The sequence below is a fragment of the Niveispirillum sp. KHB5.9 genome (assembly GCF_048066115.1).
Classification (GTDB): domain Bacteria; phylum Pseudomonadota; class Alphaproteobacteria; order Azospirillales; family Azospirillaceae; genus Niveispirillum.
The window spans coordinates 157,059-180,905 of record NZ_JBLTYX010000007.1 but is presented as its reverse complement, the minus strand read 5'-3'; the positions used below and the strand labels follow the sequence as shown (position 1 = coordinate 180,905).

The following is a 23,847-nucleotide window of genomic DNA, read 5'->3' as shown; positions in this document are numbered from 1 at the left end:
TGGGGACCGGGTCTGCCAAGGGTTCCGTTGTTCAGGGACGGGGTTGCCAAGAGGGGGGGAACATGCTTCGCAATTGGGTGATGGTGGCGCTGCGCAACCTGCTGCGTCACCGCCTGCACGCCGTCCTGAACCTGTCGGGCCTGGCCGTGGGCCTGGCCGCCTGCCTGCTGATCCTGCTCTATGTGCGCAACGAGACCGGCTATGACCACATGGTCAAGGATGCGGACCGCATCTATCAGGCGACCATGGAATGGCGCCTGCCGGGCCGCAAGCCGGAACGGGGAGCCTATGTCCAGCACAGGTTCGGCGAGGCTTTCACCCAGGCGCATCCGGAGGTGGAGGCCTTCACCCGGATGACCGGGGGCAGCCAGATCCTGCGCACCGCCGACCGCAAATTCTATGAAGACACGACGGTGGTCGATGCCAATTTCCTGGAGATGTTCGGCTTCCCCCTGCTGGCGGGCAATGCGCACACAGCGCTGACGGACCCGTCCTCCATTGTCCTGACCGAGGCGGTGGCGCGCAAATATTTCGGTGACGAACCGGCCCTGGGCCGCTTGCTGACCCTGGACAACAAGTATGAGGTCAAGGTCACCGCCGTGGTGGCCAAGCTGCCCACCAACACCAGCATCCGGTTCGACGTGCTGCTGCCCTATTCCTCACCCAGTGCTGCCCATATGCGCAACTGGGAGGCCAACTGGGGCAACACCAACAACCAGACCTTCCTGCGTCTGAAGCCGGGAGCCAGGGTGGAACCGCTGCTGGCCGGCATGCGCGACTGGGTGAAGCGCACCTTCCTGCCCTTGCAGACGCCGCAGGGTCCGATCGAGCTGACGGAGGTGGCCTTTCCGTCGCTGCGCCCGCTGCTGGGCGCGCATCTGGACCCGATGGCCGGCGATATCGTCCCGGGGATCAGCCGGACCGAGGTGGCGACATTCACCGCCATCGCCTTCCTGATCCTGCTGATCGCCTGCATCAATTTCACCAATCTGGCCACGGCGCGGGCCACCCAGCGGGCGCGGGAGGTCAGCGTGCGAAAGGTGGTGGGCGCCCGGCGCGGGCAGCTGGTGGCGCAGTTCGTGGGCGAAAGCCTGTTCATGACCATCATGGCCATGATCCTGGCCCTGGCGCTGGTGGAACTGGCACTGCCGGGGTTCAACGCCTTCCTGGGCAAGGAACTGTCACTGGACGTCGCCGCCGATCCGCTGCTGGGTGCTCTCGTCCTGGGCTTGATCCTGGTGGTGGGGGTAGGGGCCGGCGCCTATCCGGCCTTCTTCCTCACCTCCTTCAACCCCGCCCAGGTGATGAAGGGGGCCAGTGCCGGTGTCGGCGGTGGTTCCGGGCGCCTGCGCACGGCCCTGGTCATCGTGCAGTTCGCCATCTCCATCGCGCTGATGGTCGCCACTGCCGTGGTCTATGGCCAACTGCTCTACGCCCAGCACAAGGATCTGGGCTACAACACGGAGAATGTCGTCATCATCGGCTATTTCACCACCGATGGCGTGAAGGAGAAGCGCGAGACCTTCCTGGACATGATCCGCGAGAGCGGGGCCGTGCAGGCGGCGGGTATGGCCGGATCGATCCCCGGTGACGGGGGCGAGAACAATACCCTGATCCGTCGCCCGAGTGCGGCTGTCGGCACCGATCTGGTGATGCGCCAGGACACGATCGGTGATGGCTTCTTCGAGGCCCTGGGCATGCGCATGGTTGCCGGCCGCACGTTCGATCGGGACCGTGGCACCGACGCCATCAAGCGTCCGCAATGGATGCAGGACGGCAAGCCGGCACCCGAGGGCACGGGCACGATCGAGGTGACGGGCGGCATCATCCTGAACCGCAGCGCCACCCAGGCGCTTGGATTTGCCAGCCCGGAAGCGGCGGTCGGTGAACAGGTCCTGTCATTCGACTCACCGCAGAGCACCCTGCGCGGGACCATCGTCGGCGTCGTGGAGGATTTCCACTTCAAGTCGGTGCATGAGCCGATACGGGCGGCCTTCTACATCTTCGATAATGGCAACCACCACGCGATGGCGGTCCGGTCCAAGGCCGGGCGGTTCAGCGACGTGATCGCCGAGGTCGACCGTATCTGGGCGGAACTGGTGCCCGACCGGCCCATCCAGCGCAGCTTCTTCGATGTCAACATCGCCAACCAGTATCAGCGCGAGCAGAAGATTTCGCAGATGTTCGCCACCTTCGCGGGCCTGGCCATCTTCATCTCCTGCCTGGGGCTCTACGGTCTGGCCAGCTTCACGGCGGAGCGGCGGACCAAGGAGATCGGGCTGCGCAAGGTGCTGGGCGCATCGGTGCCGGACATCGTGCGCCTGCTGGTCTGGCAGTTCAGCAAGCCCGTGCTGGTGGCCAACCTGATCGCCTGGCCCGTGGCCTGGTTCTGCATGGACCGCTGGCTGTCGGATTTCACCTACCGCATCGACCTGAACCCGCTGCTGTTCGTGGCGGCGGGGGCCGTGGCCCTGGCCATCGCCTGGGTGACGGTGGGGCTGCATGCGGCACGGGTGGCCAAGGCGCGGCCGGTACGCGCCCTGCGGTACGAATAAGCGTGGAAGAGAGGGGAGAGGGATCATGCTGAAGAACTGGGTCCTGGTCGCACTGCGCAACCTGCTGCGGCACAAGCTCTATACGGCGATCAATGTCCTGGGCCTGGCCGTGGGTCTGGCCAGCTGCCTGCTGATCATGCTGCATGTCCGGGACGAGCTGTCCTATGACGCCTGGGTGCCGGATGCCGAGCGCATCGTGCGCGTCCATAGCAGCTATGAGATCCCCGGCCGCGCGCCGTTCCGCACCGTGCGTTCCGCCGGACGGATGATGGAGGCGTTTGCGACGTCGTACCCGGAGGAGGTGGAGGCGGCGACGCGCATGGTCCCCTATGACCAGTCGATCCTGAGGGATGGCCAGGCCATTGCCCAGACCGTCACCTATGTCGATCCCGCGGCGTTGGTCATCTTCGGCCTGTCCTTCGTGGCGGGCGATGCGGCCAATGCCCTGTCCGATCCGTCTTCGCTGATCCTGACGCAAAGTGCGGCGCGTAAATATTTCGGCGATGCCGATCCGATCGGCCGTACCCTGACGCTGTGCTGCATCGGACCCGACCGGTATGACCACCGGGTCACGGCGGTCATCGCCGACCTGCCGCGTGCCAGCCACTTGAAGGTGGAGATGCTGGCGCCGCTGGTGCCGGCGCGCTTGGCCGGGCAGCCCAACATCCTGGACACCTGGACCTCGGTCAATGTCTTCACCTATCTGAAGCTGCGGCGGGTGGATGATATCGACCGGCTGCGGGCGGATAACCCGTCCTTCATCGACCGGATGATCCCCAACCGCGCCGACGGGTCGAAGGCATCGACCACCGCCAGCCAGAAATTCATGCCCATCCGCGATATCCGCCTGCATGCCCGCGCCCAGGCCGGTGATATCGGCGATATGAAGCCGGGTGGCGATGCCGGGCTGGTGGCGGCACTGTCGCTGGTGGCATTGCTGATCCTGGCCCTGGGCTGCGTGAATTTCACCAACATGGCCGTGGCCCGGTCATCCTTGCGCGGACGGGAAGTGGCCGTGCGCAAGGTGCTGGGGGCGCGGCGCCGGTCGCTGGTGGCGCAGTTCCTGACCGAAGGGTCGGTGATGGTGTTCATCTCCGTCCTGGTGGCGCTGGGCCTGATGGAGGTGGCGCTGCCCGCCTTCAACGGCATCACGGGCAAGACCCTGTCCATCCCGCTGCTGGACCCGGCCTTCCTGGCGGCCCTTGGCGGTCTGACCTTGCTGGTCACCATCCTGGGCGGCGCCTATCCGGCCCTCTATCTATCCGGCTTCAAGCCGGCCCGTATCCTGAAGGGGGAGAATGCGGCCGATGGCGGTGGGGCGCGGCTGCGCGGGCTGCTGGTGGTGCTGCAATTCTCGGTCGCCATCGGCCTGTCGATCATCACCCTAGTCGTCTATCGCCAGACCCTGTTCGCCAGCACGGCCGAGCTGGGCTTCGATCGTCAGCATGTGCTGGCGCTCCGCGGCCTGGGTGGCAGCGCCTTTCAGGGCACGCGTGAGGCGGTGATGGAGGAGGTGCGGCGCCTGCCCGGCGTGACGCAGGTGGCGCTGTCTTCCGATGTGCCCACCGACAATTCGGAAAACAACATGGGCTTCCTGCTGGAAGGGTCCGGGGAGAAACCGCAGGTCATCAATTACCAGAGCCTGGGTGATGGATTCTTCGACCTGTACAAGGTCGCCCCCGTGGCCGGCCGCCTGTTCGATCCGTCCTTCGGCGCCGACCTGATCCACAGGCCGGCGGATGGGGAGACGGGCCGTGCATCGACGGTGGTGAACGAGGCGGCGGCCCGCCTGCTGGGCTTCGCCAATCCCGCCGATGCGGTGGGGCGCGTCCTGAAGGCCCGCTTCATGGGTGAGATCCCGTTCGACCTGACCATCGTCGGCATCATCCCGGACATCCGCTTCCGCTCCCTGAAATACGGCATCCAACCGACGGTGATGTTCCAGCGCGACAGCCTGTACGACACACTGTCCATCCGCTTCGACGGGCGCGACCCGTCAGCCCTGCTGTCCCAGGTCCAGGCGATCTGGGCCCGGATGATCAGCGACCGGCCGTTCAGCGCCGCCTTCGTCGAGGACATGATCGCCGCCCAGTATAATGAGGAGCGGGTGCAGGCCACCGTCTTCGCCACCTTCTCGGGTCTCGCTATCCTGGTGGCCTGCCTGGGGCTCTACGGCCTGTCGGGCTTCGCGGCCCGGCGTCGGACCAAGGAGATCGGCCTGCGCAAGGTGTTCGGCGCCACCGTGGCGCAGATCGTGGCGCTGCTGGTCTGGCAATTCTCCCGTCCCGTGATGATCGCCAACATTGTCGCCTGGCCCGTGGCCTGGTGGCTGCTGCGCGGCTGGCTGGACGGGTTCGAACAGAGGGTTGCGCTGTCGCCGGCCTATTTCGTGGCGGCCGGCCTGGTGGCGCTGGTCATCGCCTGGATCACGGTGGCGGGCCATGCCGCGGTCACCGCCATGGCCCCGCCCATCAAGGCGCTGCGGCACGAGTAAGGGGGAGGGGGCGCGCATGCTGCGGAACTGGTTCCTGATCGCCCTGCGCCATCTCTGGCGGCACAGGCTCTATACCGCCATCAATGTGCTGGGCCTGGCCATCGGGCTGTCGGCCTGCATGATGATCGCGGTGCAAGTGCGGTTCGAAACCGGCTTCGACACGTTCCACGCCAAGGCGGCCCGCATCGTGCGCGTCAACCGCACCGAGCAGTTCGCCGACATGCCGCGCTGGCTCAGCAGCATCACGGGTCTTCCCGTGGCGGCGGCCCTGGCCACCCTGCCGGAGGTGGAGGCAACGGTGCGCGCCATTCCATCCCTGGTCACGGTCATGCGCGACGGACAGGGGTTCCAGGAGGGGATGCTGCGTGTCGACCCATCCTACCCACGCATCTTCGATGTGACCTTCCTGAAGGGCGACCCGTCGCTGGCCCTGGCGCAGCCGGGTGACGCGGTCATTTCCAGAAGCACCGCCACCAAGTTCTTCGGCGATGGCGAGCCGCTGGGAGGGACCCTGACGCTGGACAGCGGCCGCATCCTGCGCGTGACCGCAGTCATGGAGGATCCACCGGTCAATACTGCCTTCCAGGCGCGCCTGCTGGTCAACATTGCCACCAGCGTCAGTGATGCCGGGGATCGCGATTTCCGGCAGCGGGAGTTCTCCTGGAACAATTCCTGGCTCTCTACCTATCTGCTGCTGCGACCCGGCACCGACCGGGCGGCGGTGGAGGCGCGGCTGGAGGAGGTGCTGTCGGCCGTGGTGCCGGATTACGTTCCCCCTGGTGATACCAAGGGCCGCCACAGCTTCACCCTGTCGCTGCAGCCCCTGACCGATATCCGCACCAATCCCGTGGGCGGGGAGGCGGGCACGCCGATCGAGGTGGTGCGCGGCCTAGCCCTGATCGGGTTGCTGGTGCTGCTGATCGCCGGGATCAATTTCGTGAACATGACCACGGCGCGGGCCAGCCTGCGCCTGCGGGAGATCGGGATCCGTAAGACGCTGGGGGCGCGGCGTAGTGGGCTGGTGGCGCAGTTCCTGCTGGAATCGGTGATACTGAGCCTGGCCGCCGGCATCCTGGCGCTGGCGGCCACCGAATTGCTGCTGCCCTTCGTGCTGGTCACTTTGCAGGTCACGGGGTTCGTCGATCCGTTTGCCGATCCGGTCCTGGTGGCGGTCCTGCTGCTGTTGCCGCCGCTGCTGGGGCTAGTGGCGGGGCTTTATCCCGCCCTTGTCCTGTCGCGGGTGGCAGCAGCAGAGGGGTTGCGCGGGGCGATGGGGGCCGGGGGTAAGCTGCGGGCGGCCCTGGTAGTGATGCAGTTCGCCATCGCCATCATCCTGTCCATCGGCGCCCTGTTCGTGCTGGCCCAAACCCGTTTCGCCGCGACCGACCGTCTGGGTTTCGACCGGGAGAATGTGCTGGTGGTGCGCGGGGCGCTGGGCAACCGCACGGAATCGGCGGCCGATGCGATGGGGGACGCCATCGCCCGGCTGCCGGGTGTCCTGTCGGTGGGCATGTCTGCCTGGGCGCCGGCGGACGGATCGCGATCGACATCCGTCTATACCGTTCCCGGCCGCGACGCCCCTGCCACCTTGCGGGTGGAACCGGTGGATTTCGGTTATATGGCGACCTTGGGCGTACCGCTGCTGGCGGGTCGCGGTTTCGACCCAGCCCATGCCGCCGACATTCTGCGGGCCGGAGTGGGGGAGGAGGAGCGGCCGGACGCCAACGTCCTGGTCTCCCGCGCCGCCCTGCCGCTCCTGGGCGTGTCCCGCCCGGAGGAAGCGATCGGCTTGGCTATCCGTCGCCCCATCGTGGAAGGCCAGACCAGCCGGCAGGTCCTGACCATTGTCGGCGTGGTGGAGGATATCCGGTTTGGCAGCGCCCGGGGCGGACTGGACGCCACGATCTTCACGGTGGACCTGTCGCAGCGCGGCACGATGCTGGTGCGGCTGGCGCCGGGTGACCAGCGGGCGATGCTGGCAGCCATCGACGATATCCGGCGTGACCATGATGCCACCGGGCCGATCCGCCGGGCCTTCCTGGATGAGAATATCGACCGGCTGTACGCGGCCGAGGCACGGCAGGGCACGGTGATCGCTACCTTCGCTGGCTTGGCGGTGATCATCGCCTGCCTGGGCCTTTATGGCCTGGCCAGCTTCACGGCGGAACGGCGAACCAAGGAGATCGGCATCCGCAAGGTGCTGGGTGCCAGCGTGGCCGATATCGTGCGGCTGCTGGTCTGGCAATTTTCGCGGCCCGTGCTGGTGGCCAACCTGATCGCTTGGCCCGTGGCCTGGTACGGGGTGCGCAGCTGGTTGGACGGGTTCGCGCACAGGATCGACATCAATCCGCTGCTGTTCCTGGCTGTCGGCGCCGTGGCGCTGATCATCGCCTGGGTCACTGTGGCGGGCCATGCGGCACGGGTCGCGGCGGAAAAGCCGGTCCGGGCCTTGCGGTACGAATAGGGGGAGAACGGGGATGCTTCGCAATTGGTTCATGGTGGCGCTGCGCAACCTGCTGCGTCACAAGCTCTATACCGCCATCAATGTGCTGGGCCTGGCGGCCGGGCTGGCGGCGGCGCTGCTGATCACGATCTTCGTGCGGCATGAGCTGTCCTATAATAGCCTGTTCACCGATGCCGGGAAGACCTGGCGCATGGTGCGGACGGAGCATTTGCCCGGCCGGCCGCCGTCCACCTATGCCGCCCAGTCCATGCCCACGGCGGCGGCGCTGAAGCAGGCATTCCCCCAGATCGAGACCATCGTCCGGTCCGGCCGCACGCGGGAGATCGTGAAGCGTGGGGATGAGAGCCTGTATGTCAGCTTCCATGCCGTCGATACCGACTATCTGCGGGTGTTCGACTGGCCCTTCCTGGCCGGCGATCCGCAAACCGCCCTGTCACAGCCCAACAGCGTGGTCCTGACCAAGGCCGTGGCCCTGAAGATTTTCGGGGAGCAGGAGGCTTTGGGCCGCACCTTGACCCTGGTCGAAGGCCGGGTGCTGACGGTGACCGGCGTCATGAAGAACCCGCCGTCGAATGTGACGGATGAGATCGAGGCCCTGGTCTCCATCGCCACGCCGCTGCCCTTCCTGGAACGCCAGCGGGAGAATTGGGGCAGCAACTGGCTTTCCATCTATATCCAGCTGGCGCCCGGCACCGATATGGCCGGGCTGGAGGCTGACCTGAAGGGCTTCCTGGCCCGGACCCGCCCCAGCGTGACGCCGGAATCCGATGGCGGCTACCGTGCCGAACTCAGCCTGCAGCCGCTGCTGGATATCCGCACCCATCCGCTGCCAGGCGGGGCGGGGACCAGCATGGCGGTGATCTCCGGCCTGATCGCGCTGGCCGCGCTGATCATGGCCATCGCCGCCATCAATTTCGTCAACCTGGCCACGGCGCGTGCCACCATGCGGGCGCGGGAAGTGGCCCTGCGCAAGACGCTGGGCGCGCCGCGCCGCCTGATCATTGTGCAGTTTCTGGGCGAAAGCCTGCTGCTGACCCTGCTGGCCGGTTTCCTGGCCATGGCGGTGGTGGAGGTGGGGCTGGAGCCGTTCCAGACCGCGCTGGGCATCAAGCTGGATGCCGCCTTCCATGGGGCCGCGCTGATGGGGGGGATGACGCTGGGCCTGTCGGTGCTGCTGGGCCTGCTGGGCGGACTCTATCCGGCCTTCGTCCTGTCGGGCTTCCGTCCGGCACAGGTGCTGCGTTCCAACAAGTCGGCCGGCGTCGGTGGCGGAAGGCTGCGCGCGGCCCTGGTGGTGGCGCAGTTCGCCGTGGCCATCGGCCTGTCGGTGGGCACCCTGGTCGTGCTGGAACAGACCCGTTATGCCAGCAGCCAGGAATTGGGCTTCGACAAGGAGAATGTCGTCCTGCTGCGCGGCTTCGAATATGCCGCCGCCCGCGAAAAGCTGGAGACGTTCAAGCAGCGGCTGCTGGCCGATCCGGCGGTGGCGTCGGTGGCGGGCGCCCCCTGGGCCCCGGCCGATCCGTCGGAACGCACCTCCACCTACGGCATCCTCACCGGCGGGCGGAACGAGACGATGACCATCCGTACCGAGCCCGTCGATTTCGGCTATTTCGAAACGCTGGACGCCAAGATGGTGGCCGGCCGTAGTTTCGACAGGACGCGCGGCACGGATGAGCTGAAGCTGGTGCCGGAGGGCACGCGGGTGGAGGGGCGCACCGCCGCCACCATCATCTCCGCCACCGCCGTGCAGCAATTCGGCTGGGGCAGCCCGGCCGAGGCCATCGGCCGCACCATCAATTACCCGGAGGATGAGGGCGATGTGACCCTGCAGGTCATCGGCGTCGTCGCCGACCTGCAATACAAGTCGGCGCGTACCAGCACGGTGGCCACCATCTATCAGGCACTTCCCGATCAGGTGCGCGTGCTGATGGTCCGTCTCCGGCCGGGCGACATGTCGGCCACGCTGAACCGTATCGACAGCCTGTGGCGGGAGATGGTGCCCGACGTGCCACTGCGCCGGCATTTCCTGGATGAAGGGGTGGAACGGCTCTATGCCGACGATATCCGCCAGGGCAAGCTGTTCGCCGCCTTCGCCGGTCTGGCCGTGATCATCGCCTGCCTGGGTCTGTTCGGCCTGGCCAGCTTCACCGCGGAGCGCCGCACCAAGGAGATCGGCATCCGCAAGGTGCTGGGCGCCAGCGTGCCGGACCTGATCCGCCTGCTGGTCTGGCAATTCTCCCGCCCCGTGCTTGTGGCCAACCTGATCGCCTGGCCGGCCGCCTGGTACGGGCTGTCGCGCTGGCTGGAGGGTTTCGCCTATCGGGTGGACCTGAACCCGCTGGTCTTCCTGGCGGCGGGCGCCGGTGCCCTGATGATCGCCTGGGTCACCGTGGCCGGCCACGCCGCCCGCGTCGCGGTTGAAAAGCCGGTTAAGGCCCTGCGTTATGAATGAGCGTCTCGGCCTCGGCTAAGTCTGCCGGGCTGTTGATGTTGAAGAACGGATCGATGCCGCCCGGTGCCAAGGGGAAGGTCACCTCGACCAGCCCGTGCCGGGCGGCAAAGGCCCCGACCTTGCGCAGCCCTTCCTCCGCCAGCGCCCGGCGCAGATCATGGCGCAGGGTGATCGGCCACAGCGCCACCGTGGGCTGCCGGTTGCCGTCCGGACCCACGGCCATGGCCACGCCCCGACCCTGAACCGCCAGCGCGGGCCACAGACCGGCCGGCAGGAACGGCGTGTCGCAGGGCAGGGACAGGATATGGGAACGTTCCGGCATGTTGTCCGCCGCCCAGTCCATGGCGGCCAGGATGCCGGCCAGCGGCCCCGGCCGCCCCGGCACGCCGTCGGCCAGCACGGGCACGCCCGCCAGCCAGTCCAGCCCCGCGAACCGTTCCGGATCATCATTGGCCGACAGCAGCACCCGGTCCGTCCAGCCGCGTGCCCGATCCAGCACGCGGCGCAGCACCGGCACGCCCCCGATTTCGCGCAGTCCCTTGTCGCCGCCACCCATGCGGCTGGCCCAACCGCCGGCCAGCAGCACGGCCACCGGCATCTGTCCGCTGCTACCCGTCATCGCGCGTTCCCTGTCATGACACATATATTCATGGTGTTGAGAACCATGACTTGTAACAAACTTGAGATGTAGGGCGATTCCATTCCCTCTAATTTTACGGAATGCATTCATGCCTCGAATGCGTTAGGGTCATGGCACCTTTCGGCGTAGCCCGTTTGGAAAATCATACTCAGCTTGATCTTCGCACCCAGGGGGAACAAGGACGATGCCCAATTCCATTGATGTGTCCAAGCCGCTTGTTGCCGGCCAGACCCACGGCAGCCTGACCGTGGTTGGCACCGGTATTCGTTCGATCTCGCATTTCACGCAGGAAGCCATTGGCCATATCCGCGACGCCGACGCGGTTTTCTATTCCGTCCCCGATGGCGTGACCGCCTCCTTTATCCGTGATCTGAACCCCAGCGCGGTCAACCTGTCGCTGCAATATGGCGAAGGCAAGCGCCGCCAGGTGACTTATGTCCAGATGGCGGAACTGATCCTGCGCGCCGTGCGCGAGGGCAAGCGCGTCACCACCGTCTTCTACGGCCATCCCGGTTTCTTCGTCTCCCCGGCCCGCCGCGCCTTGAATATCGCCCGTAAGGAAGGCCATCGGACAGAGATGCTGCCGGGCATTTCCTCCACCGACTATCTGTTCGCCGACCTGCGCATCGATCCGGCGGTCAATGGCTGCCAGATTCTGGAAGCCAGCGACATGCTGCTGCGCAACCGCCCGGTTGTCACCTCCAGCCATGTGGTGCTGTTGCAGATCGGCTCGGTCGGCGACGTGGCCTATTCGTCCAAGGGCTTCGTCAACAACAAGCGCGACGTGCTGTTCGGCCGCCTGATCGAGATCTATGGCGAGAACCACCCCTGCTATTATTACCTTGGCGCCACCTTCCCGGGCCTGGAAAGCCAGGTCATCCGCCGCCCGCTGAAGGCCTATCGCGACCCGGCCGTCCGCGCCTCGATCCATTCGGCCAGCAGCCTGTATCTGCCGCCCAAGGATATCCTGCCCGTCGATCCCGACATGGCGGAACGCCTGGGCATGCATCCGCCGGGCACTCAGGTGAAGCCGACGGGCGATCGCCTGCCGTCCGGACAATCCGACTATGGTCCGTTCGAGATGGACGCCGTGGCCCGTATCGACCGCGAGCCGCCGACGGGCCGTGAGCGCCGTACCAACAAGGCGCTCTACCGGATCCTGTCGCAGCTGGCCACCAGCCCGCATGCCACTGAAGCCTTCCGTGCCGACCCGTCCGGCTATGTCAGCCTGTTCTCCGGCCTGACGCAGGATGAGAAGGCCGCGCTCTCCACCTGCAGTGCCGCCGCCTTGCATGGCGTGTCCTTGCAGGTCGTCTATGGCTCGGTGCCGCCCGTCGTCAAGGATGCGCCGGTGATCGTGGTCAAGGCCGACGCAACCGAACAGAACGACGCAACCGAACAGAACGACGCAACGGAGCAGAACGACGCAACGGAGCAGAACGACGCGACGGAACAGAACGACGCATCGGAGAACCACGACGCTGCTGAAAATCACGACGCTCTGGAGAACCATGACGCCGCTGAAAATCACGACGCTCTGGAGAACCATGACGCCGCTGAAAATCACGACGCTCTGGAGAACCATGACGCCGCTGAAAATCACGACGCTCTGGAGAACCACGACGCCGCTGAAAATCACGACGCTCTGGAGAACCATGACGCCGCTGAGAATCACGACGCTCTGGAGAACCATGACGCCGCTGAGAATCACGACGCTCTGGAGAACCACGACGCCACTGAGAATCACGACGCGTCGGAGAAGTAATATCCAGTCGTTATTCGCCTGAAGCGGTAGTAAGGTCACGGAGAGGCTTGATGCTTCTCCGTGACTCTTTCAGGAACCTGAAAAGCGTGGTACTTCAAGTGCATCTCCCCTTCGGGTCCTTACGCGGTCCTGTGTTGACGGGGAACAGCGGTCGATGGCCAATGCCCAGCTTCGCATCAGATATCCATCCTGAATATTTCAGCGGTATCGACGGCGCTGTTTGGCTCGATGGGCAGTTGATAGAGACGCACAAGTCTTCACGTTCCTTTCCTGATCTGGTTCGTCACGCATGGTATCTGCGGCAACGGGATAGCCGTCTGGCCGATGATCTTCTGTCCGTGGCCGAAGAAGTGGGGGCGGGTGATCTCGTCGGCATCGACTGGAGCTTGCGACTGCTGTTGACCAAGGCGGAGCTATCGCGGCTCCATGGGGATTTGCCAGCAGCACAAGCCGTCCTTGAACAGGCGGCGGAGCATTTGAATCGTGCGGGTGATGAGGGTGATGCGGTTCTGCGGGGTGACTGGTCTTGCCTGTCGGCTGAACTCAGCTTGGCCAGGGGCCGGCCACCGGAGGCGCAGGCCCATCTGTCGGATGCAATTGTGCAATATGTGATTGCTGGGGATGACACGCGCCGGTTGATGGCGGAAGGCGCCCTGGCCTTTCAGCAGCAGTATGAACGTCCTATCGAGGCACAGCGGCGTTGGGATGACCATTTCGCCCAAGCCGTCGTTGCTCACCCGGCAACGCAGGCCTATGTCCAGGCCTATCGTGGGGCCATCTGCTTCCAGTTCGGGCAGTTCCCGGATGCAATCCGGCGTTGGACCGACGGGTACGAGGCGGCGCTGGCCGCCGGTGTCACATCGCTCGCGGTTCAGCTCGCCATCATGATCGGTTCCTCCTTCGCCAATCTCTATGATTTGCCGACGGCGATGGAGTGGAAGGAACGGGCTTACGATCTTGCCAAGGGCACGCGCTGGCCATTCAGCGTCGGCATGACCCTGGCCTCCATGGCGGAAACGACGGTCACGCTCCAGAACCATGTCCGTGCCCGCGAATTATTCGAGGAGGCGCTGACTTATATCGGTGACAATGCCAATACCCGGCGGCATGTGATCCTGTTCAACGCCTATGGCAACCTGTTACTGGAGCTTAAGGAACCTGCCAACGCGCTGTCGCTGTTCGACCGGGGGCGGATGTTGGCGATGGCACTCGATCAGCCGGACATCGAGGCGCCAAGTTTGGCCGGTGCCGCGGTGGCGCTGGCAAGGCAGGGTGATTTGGTGCGGGCGCTGGAAGCAGCTGAACGATCCCGCCGGCTGTCGGTGGAGCACCAGTACCCCTATCATGAGGTGCAGGCGCTGCAGGCGTTGGCCGAAGTTCAGAAGATACAGGATCAGGGCAATCCAGGCCGCGCCATCGCCACGCTGGAAGAGGCGGTGACCATTGCCAACACAATGGATCGTTTCGTCGTCCGTTCCGAATTGTTCGGTGCGTTGGCCGTGAACTACGAATCCCTGGGCGATCATGCCAAGGCGTTGCATTACGAGCGGCGCAGCCGTGACAGCTGGCAACGCAATTTCGACCGCCAGAACGGCGCCCGCATCCAGGCGCTGCAGGTCCGCTTCGACACGGCCCGCGCCAAGGCGGAGGCCGAGCACCATCGCAAGCTGGCGGAGGCCGAGGCCAGCCGCGCGGCCGAGTTGGACCGGGCCAACCAGACGCTGGAGCGGCTGGGGGTCATCGGGCAGGAGATCACGGCGCGGCTGGACAGCGAGGCGGTGTTCACCACGCTGTCGCGCCATATCCATGATCTGATGCATGCCAGTACCCTGTTCGTGGGGCTGAAGGACGATGCCAACCAGGTCATCGATATCCGCTACCGGATGGAGGATGGGCACCGTCTGCCGCCGCGCCAGGTGCCGCTGGCATCCGACAATCTGTCGGCCCGCTGCGTGCGCGATAATGAGGAGATCCTGGTCGCCTGGGGGGAACGCAGCAACCCCAACAGCGTGCCCGGAACCCGCCATATGCGCACCGTGCTGTTCCGGCCGCTGGCGCTGGGTGACCGGGTGCTGGGTGTCGTGTCGGTGCAGAGCGACCAGCCCGAGGCCTATGGCCCGCGCGAACTGCTGATCTTCCGCACCATCTGCGCCTATGGCGCCATCGCCATGGCCAATGCCGAGGCGTATCAGCAGCTGGACCGCGCCGTCGGGGAGACGCGCGAGGCGTTGAAGCGTCTGGTGCAGCAGGAGAAGATGGCGGCCCTGGGCCAGCTGGTGGCCGGCGTGGCGCATGAGGTGAACACGCCGCTGGGCGTCACCCTGTCGGCCGTGTCGCAATTGAACGACACGATCCGCCAGCTACGTGCCCAGGTGGAAAAGGGCAGCCTGACCCGATCAACCCTGACCGAGGCGTTGGACAACGGCCAGGAACTGGCGGCCCTGGCCCAGCGCAACGTGACGCGGGCCGCCGACATGATCCGCACCTTCAAGGGGGTGGCGGTCGATCATGGCAGCGACGAGCGTCGCGTGTTCGAACTGGGCGATTATTTGTCGGAGATCATGTCGCTGATCCGCGCCCGTGTGGCCGGGAATGGCAACAAGATCGAGATCGATGTGGCGCAGGTGCAGATGGACACCTATCCCGGTGCCCTGGCGCAGGTGATCACCAATCTGGTGTCCAACATCGCCGACCATGCCTATGCGCCGGAACGGCCGGGGCGTATCATCCTGCGCGGGCGGTCGCTGGACGCCTATATGGTGGAGATCGCGGTGGTCGATCAGGGGGTCGGCATTCCGGCGGACATCCTGCCCAAGGTCTTCGACCCATTCTTCACCACCCGCCGCGCCGCGGGCAGCATGGGTCTGGGGCTGCATGTCGCGTTCAATCAGGTCACGCAGCGTCTGAACGGGTCCATCAGTATCGACAGCGTGCAGGGCCAGGGGACGGTGGCCACGTTGCGCATCCCGCGCGAGGGGCCGGTCCATGCGCCGGCCGGTTTCCTTCCCCCCGCCGTCTGAGGCGGTTCGGGGATTGGAAGTTTAATCAGATCAAGGCATTCAGCGTGGCGGTCAGGAGGGCGGCGACGGACAGGACCGTTGCGGCCTCGACGGCACCGATGCTGTCCTTGATGGTGCTGCGGAAGCCGGACAGGATGTCGTTGGCGTCGTCGGCGGCGGCATGGATGAAGGCGGACATTTTTCTCTCCGTATATCGGGGCTGTTCGGGTCGGGTGGGTGATCAGAGCATCAGGTTCAGACAGGCCGTCAGCAGGGCGCCGACGCTCAGCACGGCCGTGGCTTCCAGCATGTCGGCGATGGTCGGCAGGGAGGCCAGGAAGCTGCCGATCAGGTTGTCGTCATCGGCGGCGATGTGGTTCGTCAGGTTCGTCATTTTCATCTCCTTCAGGTTCGTTTTGTTTCGATGACCCTGTATCAGCAAGGGGCGTGCCAAGTGGGATTTGGCCGCATTCTGGAAAATAAAAGGGTCATTCATAGGTTGAGTGGCCAGAAAGTGGCGAATTCGGCGAAAACTGGCCGGAATGGCGACCGCGCCATGGCAGTGATTGTCCGAAGATGGACAGTAATGCTCGCTCTCCTGTCCGCTTCCGGACGATTACGCCATCGTTCCCGGCCGGTGCGGATGATCTGGGTCACCCCGCGCGGCAGCCATGCGCGAAAGGCAAAAACCCGCCGGTGGGCCGGCGGGTGCGATGGCTTGGGGGCGGGCGATGCGTCGGCCCTGCTCGGGCGCCGCGAAGCCGGCTGTCTGTCGTGATTGTCGGTGATGCTGGGCGCCGTCATGGCGCGGCCGCCTTGGTGGCGGATGGGGCGGACGGCTCCCGTCGGCCCAGGGTGCCGGGTGCAATCCCGGCCACCCTCCTTCCCCCGCCCGTCGATGCGGCGGGGGAGGGAAGGGGTCAGATCAGGGCGTTCAAGGTGGCGGTCAGGAAGGCGGCGACGGACAAGACGGTCGCGGCCTCGATGGCGCCGATACTGTCCTTGATGGTGCTGCGGAACCCGGAAAGGATTTCATCGGCATCGTTGGCGGCGGCATGGATCAGGGCGGACATGGGGCTTCTCCTTATCGGTCGGGTGTGGGGATCAGAACAGGACGTTCAGGCTGACGATCACGAAGCCGGCGACGGCGGCCAGAACGGCGGCTTCGATGATATCGATGATCGTGGGCAGCGAGGCGCGGAAGCCGGACAGCACTTCGTTGGCGTCATGGGCGGCGGCGTTGATATAGGCGGACATCGTCTTCTCCGTTATCTGGAAGGGTGTTTGGGTCGGGTTGGTGATCAGAGCATCAGGTGCAGGCTGATCGTCAGCAGGGCGCCGACAGCCAGGGCCGTCGTGGCTTCGATCATGTCCGCCACCGTGGGCAGGGAGGCCAAGAAACTGCCGATCAGGCTGTCTTCGCTGCTGTTGTTGTTCGTCAGGTCGCTCATTTTCATCTCCGTTGGTCGCTTTGTTTCGATGACCCTGTATCAGCAAAGGGTGTGCCAAGTGCTGTTTTGGCACATTCTGGAAAATACCCGGGCGTCGATATGCGGTGTATGGCCACAAAGTGGCGAGGTTGGCAAAAACTGGTCAAGTTGGCGACCGGGCCGTGGCAGAGGACTGTCCGATTGCGGACAGCGCCAAGGGTCCGGCTGTTCACTTCCGGACGAATTAACTCTCATTTAGGCTTGACATGCGTGATTTGCATCACATCGCGGATCAGCTATGCATTTAAAGCAAAAACCCCCGCCGGAAAACCGGCGGGGGCGGGGAAGCAACGATGATTTGATGAAAATATCGGTACGGAAGGGCGAAGCCGCCCGCCCGCTTAATGTTTCTCGCTGATCACCTGCTGGCGCAGCACATCGATGGGGGCCAGCGCCCCTTCGCGCTGGAAGTGCCAGAAGGTCCAGCCATTGCAGGCCGGCAGACCCTGCATGGCGGCGCCGACCTGATGGATGGAGCCCTTGTGCTCGCCCAGATGGTTCTGTGCCACCAGGGTGCCGTCGGCGCGGACCTTGGCGATATGGCGGCGGCGATTGTCGAACAACATGGTGCCGGCGCTCAAGTAACCGCGTTCGACCAGATTGCCGAACGGTACGCGCGGCTGGCTACGCTTGTTGGTGACTTCCAGCAGATCCGGCTCCGCCACTTCCTCGACCTTGGCGATGCGGTCATTGGCCAGGCGGGCATATTCATGCTCGCGCTCGATCCCGATCCAGCGGCGGCCCAGGCGCTTGGCCACGGCGCCCGTGGTGCCGGTGCCGAAGAACGGGTCCAGCACGGTATCGCCGACCTTGGTGGATGACATGATCACGCGGTACAGCAGGCTCTCCGGTTTCTGCGTGGGATGGGCCTTCTGTCCCGTCTCGTCGCGCAGTCGCTCCCCGCCGGTGCACAGCGGCAGGGTCCAGTCCGACCGCATCTGCAGATCCTCGTTCAGCGCCTTCATCGCCTCATAGGCGAAGTAATATTTGCTGTCCTTGGACTTGGACGCCCAGATCAGCGTCTCATGTGCATTGGCAAACCGGCGGCCCTTGAAATTGGGCATCGGGTTGGACTTGCGCCAGATGATGTCGTTCAACACCCAGAAGCCCAGATCCTGCAGGATGGCGCCGACGCGGAAGATGTTGTGGTAGCTGCCGATCACCCACAGCGTGCCGTCATCCTTCAGCGTGTGGCGCGCGGCATCCAGCCAGTCGCGGGTGAAGCGGTCATAGGTTTGGAAATCCTGGAAACGGTCCCAATCCTCATCCACCCCATCGACGCGGGTATGGTTGGGGCGCAGCAGGTCGCCGTTCAGCTGGAGATTATAGGGCGGGTCGGCGAAGACGGTATCGACCGAACCGGCCGGCATGTCCCGCATCAACTGGACGCAATCACCAACGAGAATCCGGTTGGTCGCAAGCTTGTCGCGCATGTTTCTGGCCGCCGAATCGGGAGTGGATTTTTTCCGACAATGATTCGGGCCCGAGTCGCCGTCAACAGAAAAATTTTGGAAGAGTCTGTGGAGTCAGAGAGTTAGAAGGAGTTGTTCGGAAACTGGTGCAAAAGAGCGACGATGGTGGGGGGTGGCGCCCAGGCTTTTGATGGCAGCGCGATGGGCGGCGGTGCCATAGCCCTGGTTGGTCTCCCAACCATATCCGGGGTGTGCAAGCGCCAACTGCCCCATGATCTTGTCCCGCGTGACCTTGGCCACGATCGACGCGGCGGCGATGGACAGCGATAGCGCATCGCCTTCCACCAGGGTTTCCGTTCGGCAACGAAGTTTGGGGGGGCGGTTGCCGTCGATCATGGCCAGGGACGGCATGTGGCCCAGCTTGAGGGCCAGTTCGTCCACGGCGCGGGCCATGGCCAGGAATGTCGCTTGCAGGATGTTGACCGCGTCGATCTCCTCGACCGACGCGATGCCGACGCCGAAGGGGGCGTTGGCGGTGATGCGCTCGAACATCGCCTCGCGCTGTGCCTGCTTCACCTGCTTGCTGTCATTGATGCCTTCGCACCAGGCGGGAATGGCATCGTGGGGCAGCAGCACGGCACCGGCCACGACGGGCCCGGCCAGCGGACCGCGGCCGGCCTCGTCCACGCCGCAGACGGGGAAGTCGGGCCCATGGCCCAGGCGGATTTCGTGTGAAAGATCAGGCATGGGGATGGTGTGGCAAAAGCCGGCCTTTCGCGCAAGGCCGGCATGCCGCCAATCATGCACAGGATTGCGCTGGATCAAGGCCGGATCGGTGTGGCGGGCGCAATGTTCGCCCTGTCCCATGATCGACCGCAGCCGCCGAGGCCAGCCATGCGTCCCGAACTCGTCGCCAAATACCGCCATCAGCGCGTACCCCGTTACACCTCGTACCCGGCCTCCCCGCATTTCACCGACGCGGTGACGGCGGAAACCTACCGGGGATGGCTGGCGGAGGCGGATCCGGCATCGACCCTGTCGCTCTACCTGCATCTGCCGTTTTGCAAATCCATGTGCTGGTATTGCGGCTGCCACACCAATGTCGTGCGGCATGAGGATCCGATCTGGTCCTATCTGGCGGCCCTGTCCACAGAACTGCGCACCGTGGCCGGCCTGCTGCCCGAGGGGCCGGTGGTGCGGCATATCCATTTCGGCGGCGGCACGCCCACATTGCTGCCCGTGTCCGGCTTCCGCGCCCTGATGGCGGAACTGCGCAGCCGGTACACCATCGCACCCGACGCGGAGATCGCGATCGAGATCGACCCCCGCACCCTGACGGCGGAGATGACGGAGGCCTTGGGCGATGTCGGTGTCACCCGCGCATCGCTGGGGGTGCAGAGTTTCGATGCCGATGTGCAGGCCGCGATCAACCGTATCCAGCCGTTCGGCATGACGGCCACCGCCGTGCAGGGCCTGCGCGCCGCCGGCATCCAGGGCATCAATCTGGACCTGATCTATGGCCTGCCGCGCCAGACGGTGGCGTCCTGTGTCGACACGGTGCGTCAGGCTGTCACCCTGAACCCCGACCGGCTGTCGATCTTCGGCTATGCCCATATGCCGGGCTTCAAGGCTCATCAAAGCCGTATCGATACCGAAACATTGCCGGATGCCGATGAACGGGTGGCGCAATTGCGGGCGATGGAGACGGCGGTTCTGGCCTCTGGCTATGTCCGCATCGGCATGGATCATTTCGCCCGGCCCGACGATCCCATTGCCCAGGCTGCCGCCGGGGGTACGCTGCGCCGCAATTTCCAGGGCTATACGACCGATGCGGCCGATATGCTGCTGGCTTTCGGGGCATCGGCCATCGGCCGGGTGCCGCGAGGGTACGTCGCCAATGTCCTGGGCCTGCCCGCCTATCTGAAGGCCATTGAGGAAGATGGGCTGGCCACGGCGCGGGGCTATCGGATGAGCCAGGATGACAAGTTGCGCGCAGCGGTGATCGAGGCGCTGATGTGTCGTTTCGATGTCGATCTGGCCAAGGTAGCATCTGCCTTTGACCGCCCGTTGGACGATCTGATGCCCGATGCCCGTGCCTTGGCCGACCTGTCGGGCGACGGGGTGGCGCACCTGTCGGGCACCCGCCTGACCATCCCGGAGGAAGCACGGCCCCTGGTCCGATCCGTCGCCGCCCTGTTCGACCGGCATCTGGACCCCGAGGGTGGGCGGCACAGCAAGGCGATCTGACGCGTCCACTGGCCCTGGACAGGGGGGCCGGGGCGCGGCATTGTCCGGGGCTTGTCGACTGTCATAAAAGTGCAATGAACATGCGATCCATCCGCGTCCTGCTGCTGGCGGCCACTGCCGTCGCCCTGTCCGCCTGTTCCGTCAATATCGGCGACCGCGCCGACAAGGCGCCGCCGCCCCCGGCCACCGTGCCGCCGCCGCCGGTTGTGGCCAAGCCGGGGCCGGAGGATGACCCGCGCCTGCTGGCCACGCTCTACATGCAGCAGTCCGAAGAACTGCGCCGCTTGTCGAAGCAGGCCTATGCGCTGGCGTCGCTACGCCTGCCGGCCGCACTGAAGCAGCCGGGATCGTCGGCCCTGGAACAGACCGATGGCGGCAAGGGCAAGCCGCCGGCCGCCATTTTCGACGTGGATGAAACGGTGCTGGACAACAGCCCGCACCAGGCCCGCGCCATCCTGTCCGGCACGCGCAATTTCGATCTGGCCCAGTGGGACCAGTGGGTGTCGGAAGCCGCCGCCACGCCCATGGCCGGGGCCGTGGATTTCGTGAAGGAACTGCGCCGCAACAAGGTGCGCGTGGTCTATATCACCAACCGCGAATGCCGCCCGCGCACCGCCAACCCTGGCGATCCGTGCCCGCAGCATGCCGAAACCCTGGCCAACCTGAACAAGGTCGGCTTGGGTCCGGTGGTGCCGGAAGATTTGATGCTGAAGGGCCAGAATGGCTGGCCCAGCGACAAGGCCCCGCGGCGGCTTGAGGTGATCAAGACCCACCGTATCATCATGTCCTTCGGCGACCAGTTCAGCGACATGATGAGCGTGACCCGCAAGGATGACAGCGCCGCCCGCGCCCGCATCGCGGCGGAGCATGAGGCATTGTGGAACACCCGCTGGATCGTCATCCCGAACCCGACCTATGGTCAGTGGGTGGATGTGCTGCCGGAGCCAAACAGCTCCGTCCTGCGCACGAAGTAAGTATAAACAGGGCGTCGTCGTGATTGACGGCGCCCTGTGTTTTCGCCGATCCTGACAGAAGTGCGCGCTGGGGCGCCTCCTGTCCGCGGCAAGGAAGCCGGCTTCCACCCATGTGAGAGTGGTTCGAGATGTCGACCCGCTTCCTCCCGCCCGTTTCAGCGGACAAGGGCGCCATGGGAAGGAAGAACCATGTCCCGCACACTGACCACCAATAGCACCCTCGACAATTTGCGCTTGGAGGCCAAGCGCTGGCTGAAGGCCGTGCGCGGCGGCGATGGGGTCGCCCGCACCCGCCTGCACGCCATCCTGACGGATGCGCCGGCGGCACCCGGCCTGCGTGATGTGCAATTGGCGCTGGCCCGCGAATATGGGCTGCCCGGCTGGACGGCATTGAAGCAGGCGCTGGCCGATATGGAACTGGCGCGGCAATCACACGCGGCCCATGTGGAAACCATCTTGCGCGCCGCCTGGGACGGGGGTGACCGGGCGGCGGCGTCCCGCATCCTGGCCCGCTGGCCCGATATCGGGGCGGGGGACTTCCTGATGGACATGCTGCGCGGCCAAACCGGCCCCGTGGCCCGGCGGCTGGCGGCCGATCCGGGGCTTGCCAACCGGAAGGCCGGGCCGCTGAACTGGGAACCGCTGCTCTATCTTGCCTATGCCCGCCTGCCCCGTGGGGCGGGGGTGGAGATGGCGAAACTGCTGCTGGACCATGGGGCGAACCCCGATGCCCGTTTCGATGATGGCTGGGGCAATGCCTTCACCGTGCTGACCGGTGTGATCGGTCAGGGGGAGGGGGACCGGCCGGCACATCCCGAGGCGGTGGCGATCGCCAGTTTGCTGGTCGAGCGTGGTGCCGACGCATTCGATGCCCAGGCGCTCTACAATACCTCCATCTGCCGGGACGAGACCGATTGGCTGGATTTCCTGTGGTCGGCGTGTGCCGCGCGCGGCTTGACCGGGGCCTGGCTGGAGCGGCTGGAAAAACCCCGGATCGGGGGGCGCATCCCGCTGCCGGTGATCGATTACCTGCTGGGCAATGCCGTGGCCTACAACCACCTGCGCCGGACCGAATGGCTGCTGTTGCATGGGGCGGATGCCGGCGGGGTGCATGCCTATTCCGGCAAGAACCTATGGCAGACGGCATTGGCCGATGGACATGTTGCCATGGCCGATCTGCTGGTGCGCCATGGTGCGGCGGCGGTGCCGCTGGTCGGTGTCGCGGCGTTTCAGGCGGCGGTCATGGCATTGGAGGCGGACAAGGCGCGTGCCCTGTCGGCGGCGCATCCGGAATGCCTGAACGATCCGTCACCCCTGCACAATGCCGCACGGCAGGGGCGGGCGGATGTGGTCGAACTGCTGCTGGATCTGAGCATGCCGGTCGATCTGGGCGATCATGGCGACCAGCGGGCCATCCAGTTTGCCGCCATGGGCAATGCGCTTGATGTGGTGAAGCTGCTGGTGGCGCGTGGCAGCGAGATCGACCGGCCGACGACCACGCCATATGGCGGTGGCGCCATGGGCTATGCCTCCCATTTCGGCCGGCGCGACATCGCCGCTTTCCTGGCGCCGCTCAGCCGCGATGTATCCGAGCTGGTCTATATGGGCTTTGTCGATCGGTTGACGGAACTGTTTGCCCAGGAGCCGGGGCTGGTCAACGCCCCGCACCCGAAATTCGGCACCCTGCCTTTGTTCGCCCTGCCGGAGGGGGAGGAGGAAGCCGCCGCCATGGCGGAATTCCTGCTGGCCCAGGGGGCCGATCCGCGGGCGATGATGAATGAAGGCCTGACCGCGGAACAGAATGCCCGCGACCGCGGCCTGATCGATGCGGCGGATTTGATCCGCGAGGCGATGTAGGTCGGGTCGAGGGCGTTAGCCCGAGCCCTGACAGGGCATGCTTCAAGCCTTTCCTGTCAGGGCTCGCCTTCGGCTCGACCTGGCCTACGCCTTTCCTCAATCCGGCACGAAATCCAGTGCCACGCCGTTGATGCAGTAGCGCAGATAGGTGGGCGGCGGCCCATCCTCGAACACATGGCCCAGATGGGAACCGCATTGGGAACAATGCACCTCCACCCGGACCATGCCGTGCGAGCGGTCGACGTTCGTGCCCACCGATCCCGGTACGGGATCGTTGAAGCTGGGCCAGCCCGTGCCGCTTTCGAACTTGCCGCCCGACTGAAACAGGGTCTGGGCACAGCCGGCACAACAGAAGCTGCCCTGGCGCTTCTCCCGCAGCAGGCTGCATGAACCCGGCCGTTCCGTGCCATGGGTGCGCATGATCCGGTACTGTTCCGGGCTCAACAGGGCGCGCCATTCATCGTCGCTGCGGGTGATGGGGAAAGTCTCTGTCAT

General features: G+C 65.4%; 18 protein-coding genes. 9 read left to right on the top strand and 9 right to left on the bottom strand.

The window, feature by feature from the left end; genetic code table 11:
- Nucleotides 1-62 precede the first annotated feature (62 nt).
- Genes ACM9HJ_RS14330 through ACM9HJ_RS14315 form a run of 4 tightly spaced genes read left to right on the top strand, consistent with a single transcriptional unit; the run spans nucleotide 63 to nucleotide 9,968 of the window.
- Nucleotides 63-2,555 carry an ABC transporter permease gene (locus ACM9HJ_RS14330; RefSeq protein WP_416572418.1) on the top strand — a complete coding sequence of 831 codons (2,493 nt, stop codon included), beginning with the start codon at nucleotides 63-65 and terminating at the stop codon, nucleotides 2,553-2,555.
- 25 nt (nucleotides 2,556-2,580) lie between these two features.
- Nucleotides 2,581-5,049, top strand: coding sequence for an ABC transporter permease (locus ACM9HJ_RS14325; protein ID WP_416572417.1), 2,469 nt, complete (start codon nucleotides 2,581-2,583; stop codon nucleotides 5,047-5,049).
- A 16-nt stretch (nucleotides 5,050-5,065) separates the two neighbouring features.
- Complete coding sequence (locus ACM9HJ_RS14320; protein WP_416572416.1) at nucleotides 5,066-7,513, top strand: ABC transporter permease; 2,448 nt, start codon at nucleotides 5,066-5,068, stop codon at nucleotides 7,511-7,513.
- Nucleotides 7,514-7,526: 13 nt separating this feature from the next.
- Nucleotides 7,527-9,968, top strand: coding sequence for an ABC transporter permease (locus tag ACM9HJ_RS14315; RefSeq protein WP_416572415.1), 2,442 nt, complete (start codon nucleotides 7,527-7,529; stop codon nucleotides 9,966-9,968).
- Here ACM9HJ_RS14315 and mobA read toward each other — a convergent pair.
- Entirely contained in the window at nucleotides 9,946-10,587 is a 642-nt protein-coding gene (gene mobA, locus ACM9HJ_RS14310; protein WP_416572414.1) for a molybdenum cofactor guanylyltransferase MobA, read from the bottom strand. The genes ACM9HJ_RS14315 and mobA overlap by 23 nt on opposite strands.
- A gap of 205 nt (nucleotides 10,588-10,792) precedes the next feature.
- Between mobA and ACM9HJ_RS14305 the strand changes: the two genes are divergently transcribed.
- Together ACM9HJ_RS14305 and ACM9HJ_RS14300 are read left to right on the top strand one after the other, a co-directional pair.
- Nucleotides 10,793-12,373, top strand: coding sequence for an SAM-dependent methyltransferase (locus ACM9HJ_RS14305; RefSeq protein WP_416572413.1), 1,581 nt, complete (start codon nucleotides 10,793-10,795; stop codon nucleotides 12,371-12,373).
- Nucleotides 12,374-12,711: 338 nt separating this feature from the next.
- Complete coding sequence (locus ACM9HJ_RS14300; RefSeq protein ID WP_416572412.1) at nucleotides 12,712-15,393, top strand: ATP-binding protein; 2,682 nt, start codon at nucleotides 12,712-12,714, stop codon at nucleotides 15,391-15,393.
- A 25-nt stretch (nucleotides 15,394-15,418) separates the two neighbouring features.
- Here ACM9HJ_RS14300 and ACM9HJ_RS14295 read toward each other — a convergent pair whose 3' ends face one another.
- The 7 genes from ACM9HJ_RS14295 to ACM9HJ_RS14265 form a co-directional block, all read right to left on the bottom strand.
- Entirely contained in the window at nucleotides 15,419-15,571 is a 153-nt protein-coding gene (locus ACM9HJ_RS14295; RefSeq protein ID WP_416572411.1) for a hypothetical protein, read from the bottom strand.
- 42 nt (nucleotides 15,572-15,613) lie between these two features.
- On the bottom strand, nucleotides 15,614-15,766 hold the full coding sequence (locus ACM9HJ_RS14290) for a hypothetical protein (protein WP_416572410.1): 153 nt from the start codon (nucleotides 15,764-15,766) through the stop codon (nucleotides 15,614-15,616).
- A 526-nt stretch (nucleotides 15,767-16,292) separates the two neighbouring features.
- Nucleotides 16,293-16,445, bottom strand: coding sequence for a hypothetical protein (locus tag ACM9HJ_RS14285; RefSeq protein ID WP_416572409.1), 153 nt, complete (start codon nucleotides 16,443-16,445; stop codon nucleotides 16,293-16,295).
- A 31-nt stretch (nucleotides 16,446-16,476) separates the two neighbouring features.
- Nucleotides 16,477-16,629, bottom strand: a complete 153-nt coding sequence (locus ACM9HJ_RS14280; RefSeq protein WP_416572408.1) for a hypothetical protein — start codon at nucleotides 16,627-16,629, stop codon at nucleotides 16,477-16,479.
- Nucleotides 16,630-16,673: 44 nt separating this feature from the next.
- Entirely contained in the window at nucleotides 16,674-16,823 is a 150-nt protein-coding gene (locus tag ACM9HJ_RS14275) for a hypothetical protein (protein WP_416572407.1), read from the bottom strand.
- A 380-nt stretch (nucleotides 16,824-17,203) separates the two neighbouring features.
- A complete protein-coding gene (locus ACM9HJ_RS14270; RefSeq protein ID WP_416572406.1) occupies nucleotides 17,204-18,295 on the bottom strand; it encodes a site-specific DNA-methyltransferase in 1,092 nt (363 codons plus the stop codon).
- A 93-nt stretch (nucleotides 18,296-18,388) separates the two neighbouring features.
- Entirely contained in the window at nucleotides 18,389-19,021 is a 633-nt protein-coding gene (locus tag ACM9HJ_RS14265) for a ribonuclease HII (RefSeq protein ID WP_416572505.1), read from the bottom strand.
- A gap of 147 nt (nucleotides 19,022-19,168) precedes the next feature.
- Between ACM9HJ_RS14265 and hemN the strand changes: the two genes are divergently transcribed.
- From hemN to ACM9HJ_RS14250, 3 genes are all read left to right on the top strand, one after another.
- A complete protein-coding gene (gene hemN / locus ACM9HJ_RS14260; RefSeq protein ID WP_416572405.1) occupies nucleotides 19,169-20,521 on the top strand; it encodes an oxygen-independent coproporphyrinogen III oxidase in 1,353 nt (450 codons plus the stop codon).
- Between the two features lie 74 nt (nucleotides 20,522-20,595).
- On the top strand, nucleotides 20,596-21,495 hold the full coding sequence (locus tag ACM9HJ_RS14255) for a 5'-nucleotidase, lipoprotein e(P4) family (protein ID WP_416572404.1): 900 nt from the start codon (nucleotides 20,596-20,598) through the stop codon (nucleotides 21,493-21,495).
- Between the two features lie 189 nt (nucleotides 21,496-21,684).
- On the top strand, nucleotides 21,685-23,352 hold the full coding sequence (locus ACM9HJ_RS14250; protein WP_416572403.1) for an ankyrin repeat domain-containing protein: 1,668 nt from the start codon (nucleotides 21,685-21,687) through the stop codon (nucleotides 23,350-23,352).
- 96 nt (nucleotides 23,353-23,448) lie between these two features.
- Here the strand turns inward: ACM9HJ_RS14250 and msrB are convergent, their stop codons facing one another.
- Nucleotides 23,449-23,847, bottom strand: coding sequence for a peptide-methionine (R)-S-oxide reductase MsrB (gene msrB, locus ACM9HJ_RS14245; RefSeq protein ID WP_416572402.1), 399 nt, complete (start codon nucleotides 23,845-23,847; stop codon nucleotides 23,449-23,451).